Source organism: Streptomyces sp. Da 82-17 (assembly GCF_046098215.1).
In the GTDB taxonomy this organism is placed as follows: domain Bacteria; phylum Actinomycetota; class Actinomycetes; order Streptomycetales; family Streptomycetaceae; genus Streptomyces.
The window spans coordinates 71,149-88,675 of record NZ_JBJURH010000009.1; the positions used below are offsets into that span (position 1 = coordinate 71,149).

Annotated in this window: 4 protein-coding genes; all 4 read left to right on the plus strand. The window is 67.1% G+C overall.

Features of this window, described 5'->3' with window-relative positions; genetic code table 11:
* The first annotated feature begins 18 nt into the window (after positions 1 to 18).
* The 4 genes from ACIDOF_RS17495 to ACIDOF_RS17510 are packed head-to-tail and all read left to right on the plus strand — an operon-like array spanning position 19 to position 17,511.
* Positions 19 to 3,117, plus strand: coding sequence for a DEAD/DEAH box helicase (locus ACIDOF_RS17495; RefSeq protein WP_409007059.1), 3,099 nt, complete (start codon positions 19 to 21; stop codon positions 3,115 to 3,117).
* Complete coding sequence (locus tag ACIDOF_RS17500; protein WP_409006817.1) at positions 3,114 to 8,513, plus strand: hypothetical protein; 5,400 nt, start codon at positions 3,114 to 3,116, stop codon at positions 8,511 to 8,513. Before ACIDOF_RS17495 ends, ACIDOF_RS17500 begins: the two co-directional genes overlap by 4 nt.
* Positions 8,510 to 15,151, plus strand: coding sequence for a DEAD/DEAH box helicase (locus ACIDOF_RS17505; protein ID WP_409006818.1), 6,642 nt, complete (start codon positions 8,510 to 8,512; stop codon positions 15,149 to 15,151). Before ACIDOF_RS17500 ends, ACIDOF_RS17505 begins: the two co-directional genes overlap by 4 nt.
* Positions 15,148 to 17,511: a UvrD-helicase domain-containing protein gene (locus ACIDOF_RS17510; RefSeq protein WP_409006819.1), complete on the plus strand. Its 2,364-nt coding sequence runs from the start codon at positions 15,148 to 15,150 to the stop codon at positions 17,509 to 17,511. The genes ACIDOF_RS17505 and ACIDOF_RS17510 overlap by 4 nt, the downstream gene beginning before the upstream one ends.
* Positions 17,512 to 17,527 lie beyond the last annotated feature (16 nt).

Below are 17,527 nucleotides of genomic sequence, written 5' to 3' on the forward strand. Positions count from 1 at the left end.
ACGGCGAAGCAACCCGAGATGCCCGAGGCGCGCAACGGCGCCCAGGCGGCCTCGCCGGGCACCAAGGCGGCGTTCGCGCCCGGCGCCCAGGTGCGCGTGCGTGACGAGCAGTGGCTGGTCAAGTCCGTCGACGAGTCCCATGACGGGTTGATGATCGAGGTCAGTGGCGTCTCCCCGTTCGTACGCGGCACCGATGCAGTGTTCTACCAGGACCTCGACCAGATCGACGTCCTCGATCCGCGACGCACCCGGTTGGTGCCCGACGACACCTCCAAGCACGCCAAGGCGCGCCTCTATCTGGAGGCGGTCATCCGCAAGACTGCCCTGCCGCAGACCGAGCACGGTCTCGCGCTGGCCGGGTCGCACCTCATGGACCGGCAGGAACACCAACTGCGCCCCGCTGAGCTGGCGCTGTCCATGCGTAACCCGCAGCCTCGACTCCTGATCGCCGATGTGGTGGGCCTCGGCAAGACACTTGAGATCGGCATCGCCTTGGCCGAGCTGATCCGACGGGGCCGTGGCGAGCGCATCCTCGTCATCACGCCGGCGCACGTGCTCGAGCAGTTCCAACGCGAGCTGTGGACCCGCTTCTCGCTGCCTCTCGTACGGCTCGACTCCACGGGCATCCAGCGCATCCAGCAGGAGATCCCGGCCGGACGGAATCCGTTCGCGCACTTCAAGCGGGTCATCGTCTCGGTCGACACCCTCAAGTCGGCCACGTACGCGCACCACTTGGAGAACATCTCCTGGGACGCGGTGGTCATCGACGAGTCGCACAACCTCGTCAACAAGGGCACCCGCAACAACCGCCTGGCCCGCCGCCTGGCCGAGCGGACCGACGCGCTGATCCTGGCCTCCGCGACCCCGCACAACGGCGACGCGGAGTCCTTCGCGGAACTGATCCGGATGCTCGACCCGGCTGCGATCGCAGACCCGAAGAACTACAAGGTCGCCGATCTCGACCACCTCTACATCCGGCGTACGAAAACCGATCGGGAAGTGCGCGACGGACTCAAGGGCAAGCCGTGGGCCGAGCGAGGGCCCTCGCTGCCCGTGACGGCCACGGCGACTCCCAAGGAGGTCGAGGTCCTGGAGAAGCTCGCCGCCGACTGGACCCCGGGCGCGGGGAATCGCTCGTCGGTGTGCGCGGACCCGCTGGTCGCCTACAACTTCCTCAAAGCGTTCCTGTCCTCACACAAGGCCCTGCAGCAGTCCGTCACCAACCGTCGGACCTACCTGGAAGACCCCAAGCGCAAGACCGAGAGCGAAGAGCGCCGTTCTGCCCTCGCCGTCGAGGGAAACGCGCTCGGCGAACTCGAAGCGCTGCTCGCTGACTTCACCGACACCGATTCCGCCAAACTCGATGCGCTCGTACGCACGCTGAAGGAGCTCGGCGTCGGCCCCCGCTCCGAGCGCCGCGTGGTGGTCTTCTCGGAGCGGATCGCCACCTTGACCTGGCTGGCCGAAGAGGTGCCCGCCCGACTCGGCTTCACGGCGAAGAAGTCGGCCGAAACCGATGAGTCACGCCCCTGGAAGGCGTACGGCGGTGCCGTTGAGGTCATGCACGGTGACACGACCAACGACCAGCAGCAGCGCGAGATCGTCGACCGATTCGGCCGCGCCGACGAACCGGTGCGGCTGCTGTTCACCGGCGATATCGCTTCCGAGGGCGTCAACCTGCACCACCAGTGCCACGACCTGATCCACTACGACCTGCCCTGGTCCCTGATCCGCATCGAGCAGCGCAACGGCCGCATCGACCGCTACGGGCAGGCCGTCAGCCCCGAGTTCCGCGCCCTCACCCTCACCGCCGATGTGCCGTGGCGGCGCGACGAGGAGACCGGCGAGCAATTCACTCTCGACGACCGTCTCGTCGGCACCCGCCTCCTGCGCCGCGAGGCCCAGGCGCATGAGATCGAGAGCGGCGAGGGCAGCGCGGAGGCGGTCACGGGCCTCTACGACGACAAGAAGGAAGAGGACCGCCTCACACGCGATCTCATCAAGGGCAGCACGGTCGACCGGTCCATCAAGCAGTCCCAGGAGGAAGGAGGCGGCCTCCTCGCCGCGCTCCTCGGGAACGCCAACGCCCAGCTGACCGACCCGAGCGCTGCCCCTGCCGCGACGGGCGCGGCTCCGGTGCGTGAGGCAGATGTACCGCACGTCTTCGCCGACACCCGGGCCTACTTCCACGCCGCGATGGACCTGATCTATCCGGAAGCCGAGCGGGAGACCCTGGGCTGGCGACCGGAGACAGCAGGCGGCCGCATCGAGTTCACGCCGCCCGACGACTTGCAGTACCGATTCCGTGAGCTGCCCAAGTCGTACCTCGTACAGGAGAGGATTCTCACCACCCCTCGCTATGACGGCACTCTGAGGATCACCTTCGACAAGGCGTACGCAGCCCAGCGCCTGGAGGCTGCCCGCAACGCCAAGCAGGGCAAGGGCGACGAGCCCACCTCGCAGTGGCCCAACGTCAGTTACGTCGGCGACATCCACCCGGTCCTGGACTGGATGACGGACAAGGTCCTCGCCAAGCTCAAGTACGACGAAGCGTTCGTCCTGGCCTACCGGCCCGACTCGGCCAAGGCGGCGGCCATCGACCCCGCCCTTCCAGCCGCGCTCACCGGGCCGGTCTTCCTCCTCCAGGGCGTCTACTCCAACGCGGCAGGCCGCCCGACCGTCGTCGAATGGATGGCCGTCACAGGACTCGCCGAGGATGACCCTCGCGTGTGGCGCATGAACTCCGCGTTCCTGGCTGCCTGCGGTGTCGGCCCCGAGATGCCGGGCCGTGACAAGCCCGTCGCGCCGAAACTCCTGCAAGCACTGGTGGCCCCGGCCGTCGACGCGGCCGAGGCACACTTGCGCGAGCGCCGCGCCGACTACGACCGGCAGGTTGACGCTTACCTCGCCCCGTACGAGGACAAGGTGCGCGACTGGGAGCAGGAAGCCCTCTTCGCGGTCTCCACCGGCAAGCACAAGCAGGAGGTGCAGGAGACCGCCGAGCGCCGGCGTGCTCTTGTGCGCCGCCTTCGCACCGCGGGAGACCCCATGCTGCGGGTCCTCGGCGTGCTCGAACCCCTTCACCCGGCCACGCACCGCGAGGAGTCCGCCCGATGAGCTACACCTACGACTCCTTCACCAACCGCGGCGAATACCTGGCAGGCCACTACTTCAGCGAGGAGCTGGAGAACACCCTCAAGCGCAACAAGGCCGGTGACGAAGGTCTGTTCAGTGTTTGGACCAGTCGCGAGACGGACCCGCACGATTCCCGGCTCACGCCGCGCGAACTCCTTCCGAAGCTGCGCGGCGAATACACCGCCACGGTGCGGCCACAACTCGCGCGCGCTGGTGAGGACCTGACCGGTGGGCGGGCAGAGCAGGTCGCTGCTTGGCACAAGGACGTCCTCGACGCCCTGGGCTACGGTGAATCTGACGGCCGGACACTTACCGTGCACAACGCCGGCAGGGAGTACGAGCTTCAAGTTGCCTGGCACGGTGACGGCATCGTGGCCCTCGACTGTGGCTGGACCGCCGATCTGGACGACGCGCTCGATGCGGAGGGACCGGGAGCGGTCCTGTACCCGCTGAAAACCGCCGAAGGCACGATCACGGCGGGGGAGAAGCTCGCTGGATGGCTGTTCCAGAGCGAGTTGTACGAGGCGGGAGGTGAGGCACCGCGCATCGTGCTGCTTCTGTGTGGCGGAGTCCTCGTGCTCGCCGACCGCACGGCTTGGGCCGAAGGACGCTACATCGCTGCGAGCTTGGACGCGGCCCTGGCTCGGAACGACACGTCGAAGTCCGGCGAGCTCGCACTGCTTGCCGCACTCTTCTCTCACGACATGCTCGCCCCGCGCGCGGACGGCAAGGGCCGTCGCATCGACGATCTGCTCAAGGCGTCCCGCGACAACGCTGTAGGCGTCAACTCCGAGCTGCGCAAGGGCCTTCAGCGCTCCGTGGAGATCATCGCCAACGAGGTACTGGAGCGCCTGCGTGAGGCGGGCGTCGAGCCGATCGAGATCGAGGACCCACAGCAGGGTCCCTTCGCCAAGCAGCTCACCCGTGAGTCGCTGCGCTACCTCTACCGCATCCTGTTCCTCTTGTACGCCGAGGCCCGCCCCGAGCTCGGCATCCTGCCCTCCGACGACTCCACGTATGAGGCCGGTTACTCGGTCGCCCGGCTGCGGGAGTTGGTGTCGCGCGAGCGTAAGCTGGTCGAGGAGGAGAGCCGGGGCGGCTTCCACCTGTACGCGTCCCTCGACGTTCTCTTCAACAAGGTCAACTTCGGTCATCGTTCGCACGGCACCGAGCGCCATGAGCAGCTGGACGCCGATAAGTCCAGTGAGCTGCGCGGCCTTCGTTTCGAGGCACTGCGTAGCGAACTCTTCGCCCCGAAGGCCATCACACTCATCGGCCGCAGCGTCCTCCATCCCGAATGCGAGGAGGACGAGGAGCCGCAGTGGTTGGACCTGCGCCTGCGTAACGAGGCCCTGCACCAAGTGCTGCGCCTCCTGACCATGAAGGAGGCGGGCGCGAAGGGTCGGCAGGGCGGCTTCATCTCGTACCGGAATCTGGGGATCAACCAACTCGGCGCGGTTTACGAGGGGTTGATGTCCTACACCGGCAGGATCGCGGACGAGGAGCTCGCCGAGGTCGCCAAGCCGGGCAACAAGAGCGGCGGTAAGCAGTTCGGCGACCCGGAGAAGGGCTCGTGGCTAATCCCCGCGCACCGGCTGTGCGACTACCCCGAGAACACGCACGTCGTGTACTCGGCGCAGGACGCCGAACAGTACGGCCTGCGCGGGCCGAAAAAGTACGCCAAGGGCACCTTCGTCTACCGGCTCGCGGGACGTGACCGTGAGACTTCCGCGTCGTACTACACACCCGAGTCCCTGACCAAGGTCACGGTCGAGCTGGCGCTCAAGCACCGCATCACGGAGGAGACGCGGGCCAGCGACCTGCTGAAGTTCACGATCTGCGAGCCGGCGCTGGGCTCCGGCGCATTCTTGAACGAGGCGATCAACCAGGTCGCCGAGGAGTATCTGAAGCGGCGACAGGAAGAGCTGGGCGTCAGCCTGGACACCTCGAAGGCACTTGACGCGAAGCAGAAGGTCAAGGCGTACATCGCGCTGCACAACGCATACGGGATCGATCTGAACGCCACGGGTGTCGAGCTGGCCGAGGTGTCCTTGTGGCTGAACACCATGCATCCCGGCATGCGCGCACCGTGGTTCGGACTGCACCTGCGGCGCGGCAACTCGCTGATCGGGGCGCGGCGTTGGGTGTACGAGGCGGACCAGGTGAAGAAGGAGCGGACGATCGGGGCGGTTACGCCCACGAAGCTGCCGTTCCGGTCACGGGAGGACGGCAGCGAGCAGGCGCTGCCCAAGGGGGCCGTGCATCAGTTCCTGCTGCCCACTCCTGGGTGGGGCGCTGTCGCCGGCGCAGGCGGCGATGCGAAGAAACTCGTCGAGGAGCTGGCCGGGGAGCAGGTACGGCAGCTGAAGGCGTGGAAGACGGCCATCGGCAAGAAGCCGAAGACGACGGGCGGGAAGAGCAGTGAACTCGCCCGATTGCAGGCGGTGGCGCGGCGCGTCGAATTCCTGTGGGAGCTCGTCGCCAAGCGGATGGAGCTCAGCGAGCGGGAGATCGCGCGCACGATCGACGTGTGGGGTGCCGAGGGGGAGGAGTACAGCTTCCTGCGGCGCGACAAGGAAGACGCGGGTGATGGCGCGCTGCCGCTGACCAAGGAGCAGGTCTTCGCGGGCCTCTTCGAGGCGGAGGGGTCTCCGTACTGGCGGCTCAAGCAAGTCATGGACGCGTGGTGCGCGCTGTGGTTCTGGCCGCTGGACAAGGTGGGCTTGCTGGACGGCACGGACCCGGAGTACGCGACGGCGCCGGTCATCGCGGCGGAGGAGGGCGTCGACCTGGACCGGTTGCTGGCGTCGGTGGCGGCTCCACAGGTCGTCGAGCAGATGGCCTTTGGGGTCGACGGCGAGGGTGAGGTCGTCGAGCAGCAGGAGATCAAGAAGAAGCAGACGGCTTTGGGCGAGAAGAAGGCCAAGGGCCCGGCACCTCGCCGCCCGATCGTCCCGCTGATGAGCCTCGGGGATTGGCTCGACTTCCTGGAGTCCATGGTCGGTCGACGAGACGTGAAGGAGGGCACGATCGTCTCCTCCGTCGACTCCCTGAAGGAGCTGAAGCACCTCGAAGAGGTGATCCAGAGCCAGCCCGAGATGGACATGGACGACCCGCTGAAGGCGGTCGAGCAGCGGTATCCGTGGATGCGGGTGGTACGGGACATCGCTGATGAACAGGGGTTCCTGCACTGGGAGTTGGACTTCGCGGGGGTGTTCGCGGGGAAGACCGGCGGGTTCGACTTGCAGGTGGGGAATCCGCCTTGGGTGCGGCCGCATTGGAAGGAGAACTCTGTCCTTGCGGAGTACGAGCCGTGGTTCATGCTTACGGAGAAGCCGAAGGCTACGGAGAAGGCGCATCGTCGCGAGGCTGAGCTTGCGCGTGTAGAGGTCCAGAAGTATCTGCTGGGTGAAGCCACAAACACGTCGGCGATCGCATCGTATTTGGGGAGCGAGGCAGTCTATCCGCTGATTTCTGGCTCAAAGCCGGACTTGTACCGGGCGTTCATGTGCGAGTTGTGGGACCACTCGAGTGTGGGTGGCACTGCCGGAATGGTGCACCCTGATACGCACTTCTCCGGGGCCAAAGAGGTAAACCTGAGGGCGGAAGCGTACCGGCGTTTGCGGGTACACGGCGACCTTGTGAACGCAGGCAACCGCTTCTTCCCGCCGCCGGTTGGTCGTTCTAGCCACTTCGGTGTGCACATCTATGGGACAGCCGGGGAGATTGACTTCGACTCGCTCTCTTGGCTCTTCACGGCTGATGCTCTGCGCGAATCTGCCAATGCCAAGGGGGGAGGTGCTGACCCCGGCGTCAAGTACAACGGGGACTGGGACGAGCGCCCACACCCGAAGCGTGTCGTCCGAGTGACGGCAGGCACTCTCGAACGGTGGCAGCGACTGGCTGGCGATGAAGGACTGGTCGAGCACACCCGTCTGCTCACGCCCGTGAGCACGGCTGAGGATCCGGCGATCGACGCCTTGGGGACTTTTCCGTTGCGTGTCGGAGCGCTCGACACGCAGGTCTTTATCGGATTCGATGAAGGCGCAGCAAAGAAGGCGCGGTTTGGTCCCAATAAGGACCAGTGCCTCATCGAATACAACAGTGCGACCCACGGTCAGGACGATTTCCATGCGGTCTCCTGGAGCGAGGTGGTCCTGAAGGGCCCGCAGATTGGTGTAGCTAACCCGCTGTTCAAGCAACCCAGCCAGGGTGGTGGCGAAGTCCGAGGACTCGACCCGAGAGTGTTGCCGGACGATGCTGTGCCGGAGTCGGAGTACCGACGAGTTGCGGAGCAAGAGGTGTTCCTGGGCCAGCAGGACCGTTGGACCGACCGGGCGGCGTATGAGGCGCTGCACACTTCTGAAGAGGTGCGGCGGCGGGTTCGCCGAGAGCTTGCAGGGTTGCACGACTCGGAGCTGGTGGAGGTCACGGACGAACAGATTGACGCTGCACTGCTGAGTGATTCACGCAGGCCGTACAGTGAGAACTATCGGGTCGCGTGGCGGGAGATGGTTGCCCCGGACACGGAGCGGGCTTTGTACGCTGCTCTCATTCCGCCGGGGACAACACACATCCACGCGGTGCACTCCGCGTGTCTTCCCTCCCGGTGTCTAACCGCCCTCGCTGCGGGCTTTCTTGCTGCAGTTCCAGTGGATTATCTGCTGCGCACTACAGGCGCTGGCCACTGCGACGTAGCTCAGGTCAAGAGCATTCCGGCCCCGCAGGAAGACCACCCCCTCGCCCCAGCCCTCCTCGTCCGCACCCTCCGCCTCAACTGCCTGACCTCCGCCTACGCCGACCTCTGGTCCGAGCTCCACGATCCCAAGTGGCAGGCGTACGAGCCCTGGGCGATCACCTGGCCTGGTATGCGGACCGAGCTGCACGCCGTCACCTCCGACTGGGAGCGCGGCACTCCACTCCGCACCGAATACGCCCGCCGCGCCGCCCTCGTGGAGATCGACGCGCTGGTCGCCGTCTGGTTGGGCATCGACGCGGACACCCTCATCGCCATGTACCGGGCCCGCTTCCCGATCATGCAGGACTTCGACCGCGTGACGTACTTCGACGCCGCTGAGCGGAAGATCGCGGGGGACCGGTACGCCTACGGCTTCGACCAGACCAAGGACCACTGGACCCAGTTCGAAGCTTTTCGCGAGGCCGTGGGCGACCCGAGCCCCGAGGGCGTGCTCCCCGCCGACCCCGCCACCCCTCTCCCCGAATCCGCTCCCGCCCCCGACGGCTACACCGCCCCCTTCTACAAGGCCGACCGCGAGCGCGAAATGCGCGCCGCGCACGCCTACTTCACCGAGCGCCTCGACGAGGCCATCGCCAAGGGTCTGTGGGACCCCGTCAAGATGGAGGTTCCGCAGCCGTGAGGCCGACGCTCGAAGCGCAGGGGCTGAAGGAGAGTCTGCTCCAGTACCTGTCCACCACGTACGGGCTCGCCGACGAGGGTGTGCGCAAGGCGTTGCACGCGTTTCTCGGCGACGAGACGAGCGGCATGTTCCGCGGGCCGTACCTCCGCCTGCGGACCCCCTTCACCAGCGCCGACGACGGCTGGCAGGAGCATCTGGACTGGCGTCGCGCCGACGGCTGGACGCCGTACGCGCACCAGGCCCGGGCGTTTGCGCGTCTCACCACACGCCACGGGCACACCCCTGAGCCGACCCTCGTCACCACCGGCACCGGCTCCGGAAAGACGGAGTCGTTCCTCTACCCGGTCCTCGACCACTGCGCCCGCGAGCGTGCCGCGGGCCGCAACGGCGTCAAGGCCGTATTCCTCTATCCCATGAACGCCCTGGCCACCGACCAAGCCGGCCGTATCAACGAACTGCTCACCGAGCACGACGAGTTGAGCCATGTCCGCGCAGGGCTGTACATCGGCGACAAAGCCGCGACGGAGTACGAGCGGGTCTACACCCGCCGCCAGGACATGCAGTTGTCCCCGCCGGACATCCTGATCACCAACTACAAGATGCTCGACCTGCTCCTCCAGCGTGCCGCCGACGCACCCCTGTGGGAGGAGTGCGACATCCGGTACGTCGTCGTCGACGAGTTCCACACCTACGACGGCGCGCAGGGAACCGACGTCGCCATGCTCCTGCGCCGCCTCGCCTCCGCCGTCGGCGCCACCCGACCCGGCCTGCCGCTGGGCACGATCACGCCCGTCGCCACTTCCGCGACCCTCGCCTCCGGGACCGACGCCGACGGCGTACGCGACCTGCTGACCGTTGCCACGAATGTCTTCGGCACCGCCTTCACCGAGGACGCGATCGTCGGTGAGGACCGGCAGAGCGTGGACGAGTTCATCCCCGATGCGAAGTTCCTGCCCGGCGAAGTTCCGTTCCCCGAGGCCATTACGGCCCTGCCCGACCCGGCGTCCGGCGCCGATGCGCTGGCCGCACTCGCCGAGGTCGTCACCGGCGCCCGCCTCACCGACCCCGTCGAACTCGGAAGCGCCCTCAAGCGCAGCCGCCTCACCTACGCCGTCCTCAAGGCCTTCGACGGCAACGTCCGTACATACGACGAAATCCTCGACGTGATGCGCCGCAGTGGTGCGAAGCGCTGGGAAGAGGCGATCACCACCCGCCCGCACCTCGCAGCGCTCGCGCTCGCCCGGTTCGTCGCCCTGCTCTCCGTGGCTCGCGATCCGGAGGCTCCCGCTAGTATCTCCCGTCCTCTCGTGCAGGTGGAGCTCCATCAGTGGGCGCGCTCCGTGACACGTTTGCTGCGAGGCGTACTGCCGTGGCCGCAGGCCAAGTTCGCGTGGGACGGTGACGGAGCGCCGGCGGCATCGCGGGCCACGCCGGAGACCACGACCTCCCGTGACACCGACCTGTTCCTGCCGGCCGTGTACTGCCGCGAGTGCGGGCGTTCCGGGTGGTCAGTCCTCGCGCCCGAGTCGGACATGGAGGAGCTGACCCTCAAGCCCCACAAGATCCGCCGGGCCTCCGTGACCTCCGACAAGGCCAAGACGCGGACGCTGGTGGCGGCCACCGACAACGAGGCCCGAGAAGGCAACGGCCGGACGCCGATCGACCGTGCCGCGCAGAAATCGCTGACCACCGGCGGTGCGGGGGTCCTCATGATCCTCGACGGAGCTTCGGGCCGCCTGCGCCTGCCCGATCCGGTCGAGGACTACGACGGCGACGGCAACCCGCGCCCCGCGACTGCTGATTCGGCCTTCGTGCTCGTCCTCCTCGGCGACACCGCCGAGCGGGCCGCCAAGGACGACTGGTGCCCGGCCTGCGGCACCCACAACGCGATCCGCTTCCTCGGCACCGGCTCGGCCGCACTTGCCGCTGCATCCGTCACGCAGCTGTTCACCGGCGGGGAGATGGACAAGGGGCAGCGCGAGACGAAGACGCTGATGTTCAACGACTCGGTGCAGGACGCCGCGCACCGGGCTGGATTCGTCGCGTCGCGCTCGTACACCTTCTCCCTGCGCGCCCTGTTCGCCAAGCATCTGTCCGAGCAGCGGCCCAGCGCACTCAACGACCTGGTCGCCGATGTGGTCGAGGCCACCACCGACCGCGAGACGCTCGCTGCCGTGGTACCGCCCGATCTGCACGATGATGCCGGCGTGGATCGGCTGCTCTCGGGCAGAGGACGCGGTGGGGACAGGCGGACATGGGATCTCATCGGGGAACGCTTCGCGTTCGAGGCGGTGATGGAGTTCGGCCACCGCTCCCGCAACGGGCGAACTCTGGAGCTGACCCGTACCGCTGCTTCCTGGGTGCACATTCCCGATGTGCAGGCCGCGATCGCTCTCGTGCGTACCGCACACGAAGAGGCAACTCAACGCGGGCTGCAGATCACCGAGCACGACGACGCACGCCATCTCGCCATGCTGCGCGGGACGTTGGAGCGGCTGCGCACGCGCGGCGCGGTCGGTCACCGGTGGCTCGCCAAGTTCCTGGACGAGGCGGGCACGAGCCGCTTCCACATATGGGGCGGCCGGCCGCCCGGAATGAAGGCCTTCCCGAGGGGAGTCTCCGCGCCGACGTTCCTGCTGGCTCGCCCCAAGGAGAAGAGCGAATTCGATTTCGCGGCCGGGCGGCTCTCCTGGTTCCAGTCGTGGGCGCAGCGATGCCTGGACATGACCCGCGAGCAGGCCGACGACTTCTGGGTGCGCCTCCTGCCCCGCCTCGCCGATGCGGGGCTGCTCTCGGCACGCACTCCGCGCGACACGACGGCCCGCCTGTACGGACTCCAGCCCGGTGCGCTGCGGCTGCAGCTGCTCGCCGACAAGGAGGTCAACGAGGCGTATGTGCGCTGCCCCAAGTGCTTCTGGGAGCAGACCGTTCACCCCACACTGCTCGACCAGTACCACCAGCAGCCCTGCCCCGCGTACCGCTGCTCGAACGGACGGCTGATCGCCGGGGACCGGTGGCGGGAGAGTGTGGACCGGCACGACCGGGATCGCGACTACCGTGAGGACTACTACCGCAGCTTGTACCGGCGGGCCGGAACGTACCAGGTCATCACGGCCGAGCACACCGGCCTCATCTCCCGGGGCCGGCGCGAGCGCGTCGAGGAGGCCTTCCGCAAGGGGGAGGGCTTCAACGACCCGAACGTGCTGTCCTGCACGCCCACGCTGGAGATGGGCATCGACATCGGAGACCTGTCCGCCGTGGTGCTCGGCGCGCTACCGCGCCGGCCGGCGAGCTACGCGCAGCAGGCGGGCCGCGCCGGACGGCGTACCGGCAATGCGTTTCTCCTGACAGTTCCGGACCGTTCGCGGCGTGACCAGTACTACCTGGAGCGGCCGCGCGAGATGATCGACGGCCTGATCGTGCCGCCCGGCTCGTACCTCTCGGCGATCGAGATCCTGCGCCGTCAGTACACCGCGCATCTGCTCGACCTTGCGGCGCGCGGGCGGCTGCTGCGGGAGGATGGCAAGCCGCTGGCCGCACTGTCGCGCAGGGTGGACGAGCTGTTCGGGCCCTCGGGCTATCTCGCCGACTTCGTCGATGCCGCCCTCGCACACGGCGAGGAACTGGTCGCCGGGTTCCTGGACCTCTTCCCGACCGGCGTGAGCGACACTGCCGCCGATGAGCTCAAGAAGTACGCCACACGTGGCATCCGCAGCGCTGTCGAGAAGGCCGAGAGGGAGTGGGAGCGGGAGAACCAGAAATTGCGCAGCCGGATCAGGACCATCCGTGCCGCGATCGACGAGCTCAAGGACGGCGACAAGGAACAGGAGCACACCAGAGCCGAGTTGGAGGCCGAAGGGCGTGCCCTCTCCAAAACCGGCGCGGCACGGCAGCGACAGCCCGCCCAGAACGTCCTCTGCGACATCGGTCTGCTGCCGAACTACGCACTGATCGACGCCACGACGACCCTGGCAGCCACTGTCTACTGGCCCGAACCCACGACAGCCGGTCAGAAGCCGAGCTACAAGTCGAAGACGTACTCCTACGAACGGCCGCGCCGTTACGCCCTGTCCGAACTCGCCCCCGGCAACACGTTCTACGCCGAGGGCTACAAGCACCGCATCACCGGCATCGACATCGTCACAGGCAAAGAGCAGGACTGGCGAACCTGGCGCTTCTGCCCCTCCTGTGGCTACGTCCGCACCGAGAACGCCGAGACCGACATCTCCCCCTGCTCGCGCTGCGGCGACGATGGCATCGCCGACTCCGGCAGCCTGTGGCAGATCGTCAAGCCCACTGTCGTCACCGCGCGCGCCAAGCGTGACGATGCGCGGATCGGCGACGAGAGCGACGATCGCGACCGCCGCTTCTACACCGTGATCGACACGGTGGACATTGCGCCCGAGCACTTCGTCGCGGGGAAGTCATGGCGGCACAAGCGGGAGATCTTCGGCGTCGACTACACCCGCAAGGCTGTGATCCGCAGCATCAACGTCGGGCCGCTGCGCATCGGTGCCCAGGAGAACGACCAGCTCGCGGGCATGAGCGTACGCATTGCACCGTTCCAGGTGTGTACCTCCTGCGGAGCCGCCAGCGCGGACGGTCGGCCGGTCTTCGACGACGACCGCGACGCGGTCGACAGCTCCGCCAACCGGCAGAGCGAAGTGAAGCACCACACGCCGTGGTGCCCGGTCCGGCGCGGCACCAAGGGCGTTCCGCAGGAACAGGTCTTGTTGGCCCACGAGTTGGACACGGAGGCTCTGCGCATTCTGCTTCCGGCCGCGACCGTCCTGGTGGAGGAGAGGATCCACTCCTTCCAGGCAGCCCTGCGCCTCGGCGTGGACCGCGCCTTCGGCGGTGACCCGCAGCACCTGGACACCACCTTGGCCGCCATGCCTGACCAGGCCACCGGCGAGAGGCGCAACTTCCTGGTTCTGTACGACCAGTTGCCGCAGGGTACCGGCTACCTCGACCGGCTCACCGACCCGGCCGCTTTCCGCCAGGTCCTCGAGGACGCCCGCCGAATTCTGGCCGACTGCTCCTGCCAGGACAGACAAGGCTGCCACCAGTGCATGCTCCGTTACGCCGCCGACCGGCACACCGAGCAGGTTTCGCGGGTGACCGCTCTAGAAATCCTCGACGAACTCCTCGGCACCGACACGGACGCCTGGGAGACCGAGAAGGTCGGCAACACCGACCAGATCGGTCTCGACGGTCAGGTCGAGTCAGACCTCGAGGCCCGCTTCGTCAGGGCCCTCCGCAACTGGGCAGCTGAACGTGGTGACACCGTCCTCGACGAAAGCGGCGACAACAGCGGATACCTGCGCCTCGGCGAGTCCGGGACGGTGCATGGATGGCGGCTCACAGCCCAGCGAAACGAGGGCTTCACCCGCACCGATTTCACCTTTGAGCGCACCGACGGTCCCAAGCAGAAGATCACCGTCTATCTGGACGGGCACCGCTACCACGCCACGCGTAAGCACAACCGCCTCGCGGGCGACGCCGACAAGCGCAACCGGCTGCGAGCGGACGGCCGCATCGTGTTTCAACTGACATGGGACGACCTGGAGACCTTCGAGCGAAAGACGAGCAGGTCAGCGGAGACGAGCGACCCCGTGTGGCCTCCGTACCCGCACAGCGCCCGCGACCTCGCCAAGCAACTGTACGGGGACGACCTGGCCGACACCGCATTCGCTGACCCGATGAGCATGCTGCTCGCCTATCTGCGCGGCCCTGACAACGGGGTCTGGGGCAAGCGGGCGACCGCCGTGGTGGGAGGCCTGCTGGGTGGGGCCAAGGAGCAGCTCGTCGGCAACGGGAACCCGCAACAGGCCCGCGAATCGCTCGACTTGATCCTGCAGGCCTGGGGCAATTCAGATGCAGTCGCTTCGGCACCGGTCACGGGGTCCGGCACCCTCAACCTGTTCCAGTGCTGCGATGTCTCCGGCCTGCCCGTCGCCTTCCTCGTCGACAGCGTCACCCAGCATTTCACCGCGTTGGCCTGCCTCGACGACACCGATCTGGCGCAGCTCGGCACGTCTGGGCACAAGGCACGCTGGCGTTCCTGGCTCCAGTGGTCCAACATCCTGCAGTTCCTTGCTTACGACGGCGGCGACGGCGTTCAGCTGACGACGTCGGCAGCCGGAGAGTTCGATCCATCAGTGCTCAAGGCGCTCGGTGGCGTCGGCGAACTCGAAACACTGGTCGTGCGGTACGGCGCTCCGGCAGCCGGCGTCGACCTGATCGCGCGCGAACCTGTGGGTGACACGCGCGCGGAGGCCGCCCTGCGCGACCTGCTCTGGGACCGGGAAATCCTCGAGCTCCTCGACGAGGATGAGCCCGAAGCGCCACTCACCCGCCTCGCTCACCTTCTGGCGGACGGAGGCAAGAAGGCCCCCGCGTACGGCTACGAGCTCGGCGAACGCGGTTGGCTCGCCGACTTCGCCTGGCACGACGCGCACTACAAGATCGCCGTGATGGTGGACCCGTACGACGAAGAGGACGAGGAAAGCGTCAAGACCTGGGGCGCCTATCGCGAGGCCGGATTCACGGTCCAGACCGTTGAGGCATGGCTCGCCGACCTTGACACACTTCTCTCCGCATTGCCCGACTCCGAAGAACAGGGTGCCGCACGATGACAGCCCGCCTGAGCCTGTACCAGAAGGCCGAGAACGAGCTCTACAAGATGGACTCGTCAGTCAAGACGAAGTTCTACGACTTCTGTCATCTGTTCCGGCAGGACCCCGACCACCCGAGCCTTGACCTGAAGCCGCTCAAGGGCGACGGGCGGATCTACCGGGCCAAAATCAACCCCAAGTATCGGGCCCTACTGGCGCGTGCCGGGATCGGGGCCGACGGTGTGCAGCAGTGGCTCGTCGTGGCTGTGCGGCACCGCAAGGATGTCTACGAGGAGTTGTCCGTCGCGATCAACCGGATCACCGGTGAGATCGAGTTCGTCGACCTGGGCGTGGTCGGCCAGAGCGTGCTGCAGCGTGCTGGTGTGCACCTGACGCCGGCCGCGGACGAGCCCGGGGCTGGGACCGCGCTTGAGGCCGAGGCCTCCCTGCCCGCTGCCCCAGCCGCCCATCCGCATGTCCAGGTCCCGGATGAAGAGGTGGCCACCCCTGTCACCGCTGCGGACGAGCGGCCAGTGATCGGCGACTGCACCGCCGAGGACCTGCGCCGACTCGGAGTTGCCGAGGCCCTCATCGACCTCGCGCTCAGGGTGACCACTGAGGAGGAGCTCGATCAACTCATTGCCGGCGCGCCCCGGCTGACTGCCGAGGTTCTCACCGGGCTCGGCTCCGGAATGGACATTCAGGAGGTCGAGCATGAGATCACCCGGCCTGCTGCTGCTGAACTCGAGCCAGGCTTCGAGGACGACATGGCCGCGGCCCTGTCCCGCACCGCAGTCACCACCGTCGACGACGACATTCGCAACGTACTTGCCGAAGGCGACTTTCGCGCCTGGAAGGTCTATCTCCACCCCACCCAGCGCAAGGTCGTCGAGAGGCACTACAACGGCCCCGCCCGGGTCAGCGGCGGTCCGGGCACCGGGAAGACCATCGTCGCCCTGCACCGCGTAGCCCGTCTCGCGTCGCAGCTACCAGCCGGGCACGGCAAGCCGATTCTGCTCACCACCTACACGAAGAACCTCACCGCCGACCTGCGATCGCGCCTCACCTCCCTCATGGGACCCGAGCTGCTTGACCGCGTCGACATCAAGCACATCGATCAGCTCGCCCAGGGTGTCCTGAACGAGAACACCGCCCCTGGCTCCCTGCGCTCCCTCACCACCGACGAAAATGCTTTGGAAGTCCTGCGCGAGATCCTCTTCGAGTACGACGAGCAGCGCTGGGACGCGGAGTTTCTCCTGGACGAGTGGGAACAGATCGTCCTCGGCCAGTCCCTGGCCACCCGCCAGGACTACTTCAAGGCTCGCCGGGCCGGCATGGGAAAGGCTCTGACGCGACCAGAACGAGCTGTCGTCTGGAAAATTCTCGATCAGCTCACCCTGCGCCTGAACGGCAGCAGCCGCGAGACCTGGGCCCAGGCCGCCGAGCGCGCGGCGCGCTATGAAATGGACCGCGCCCGTAAGATCCAGCGCCGTGCCGAGCGTAAGGAAGAGGTCGGCGGCGGCGACCTGATTCACCTCGATGCCAAGAGTTCGGGCATGCGCTACCTGCAGCACCGCTACCGACACATCGTCGTCGACGAGGCCCAGGATCTCAGCCCGGCCCACTGGAAGATGCTGCGCGCGATGGTGGCCCAGGGACCCGACGACTTGTTCATCGCGGGCGACACCCACCAGCGCATTTACGACCGCCAAGTCACCCTGTCCACCGTCGGCATCAACATCCGCGGTCGATCCTCGAAGCTGACGCTCAGCTACCGCACCACGCAGGAGATTCTCCACAAGGCTGCCATGGTCGTCGGCGACACCACATACGACGATCTCGACGACGGCACCGACAACCTGGACGGCTACCACTCGCTGCTGCGGGGCCCCGAACCAGAACTTGTCTCCTGTGTCGATTGGGACGACGAGATCGGTCAGCTCGCCGCGGCGCTGAAAAGCTGGCGCGAGGAGATCGTTCAGCCCACCGAGGACGGCACCGTCCGCGACCCACGTGGTGCCATGGCCGTCTGCGTGGTCGACGGAGACATGGCTGGCCGGGTCGTGGCCGACCTGGAGAGGAAGCACGGCATCACCACCGCCACCCTCACCAAGGACGGTCCGCAGGGCGACGGCGAGGTTCACATCGGAACCATGCATCGCTTCAAGGGACTTGAGTATCAGAAACTTGCGGTGGTCGGTGCGAGCGAGGGAGTCCTACCCCGCAGCTCGGTCGTCGAGAAGTACGAGAAGAGGGATCCCAAGCGCTACGAACGCGAGCTGAGGAAGAGCCGCAACCAGCTCTTTGTTGCAGCCACCCGTGCCCGTGACATCCTGCGCATCTCTTGGCACGGAGCGCCGAGCCCGTTTCTGCCTGCGTGAGGCAGGGAGCAGGGGG

Bases quoted from the DNA above. Each gene is read 5' to 3' on its own strand.
- ACIDOF_RS17495 (WP_409007059.1), top strand. From the start codon at position 19: ATGCCCGAGGCGCGCAACGGCGCCCAGGCGGCCTCGCCGGGCACCAAG.
- ACIDOF_RS17500 (WP_409006817.1), top strand. From the start codon at position 3,114: ATGAGCTACACCTACGACTCCTTCACCAACCGCGGCGAATACCTGGCA.
- ACIDOF_RS17510 (WP_409006819.1), top strand. From the start codon at position 15,148: ATGACAGCCCGCCTGAGCCTGTACCAGAAGGCCGAGAACGAGCTCTAC.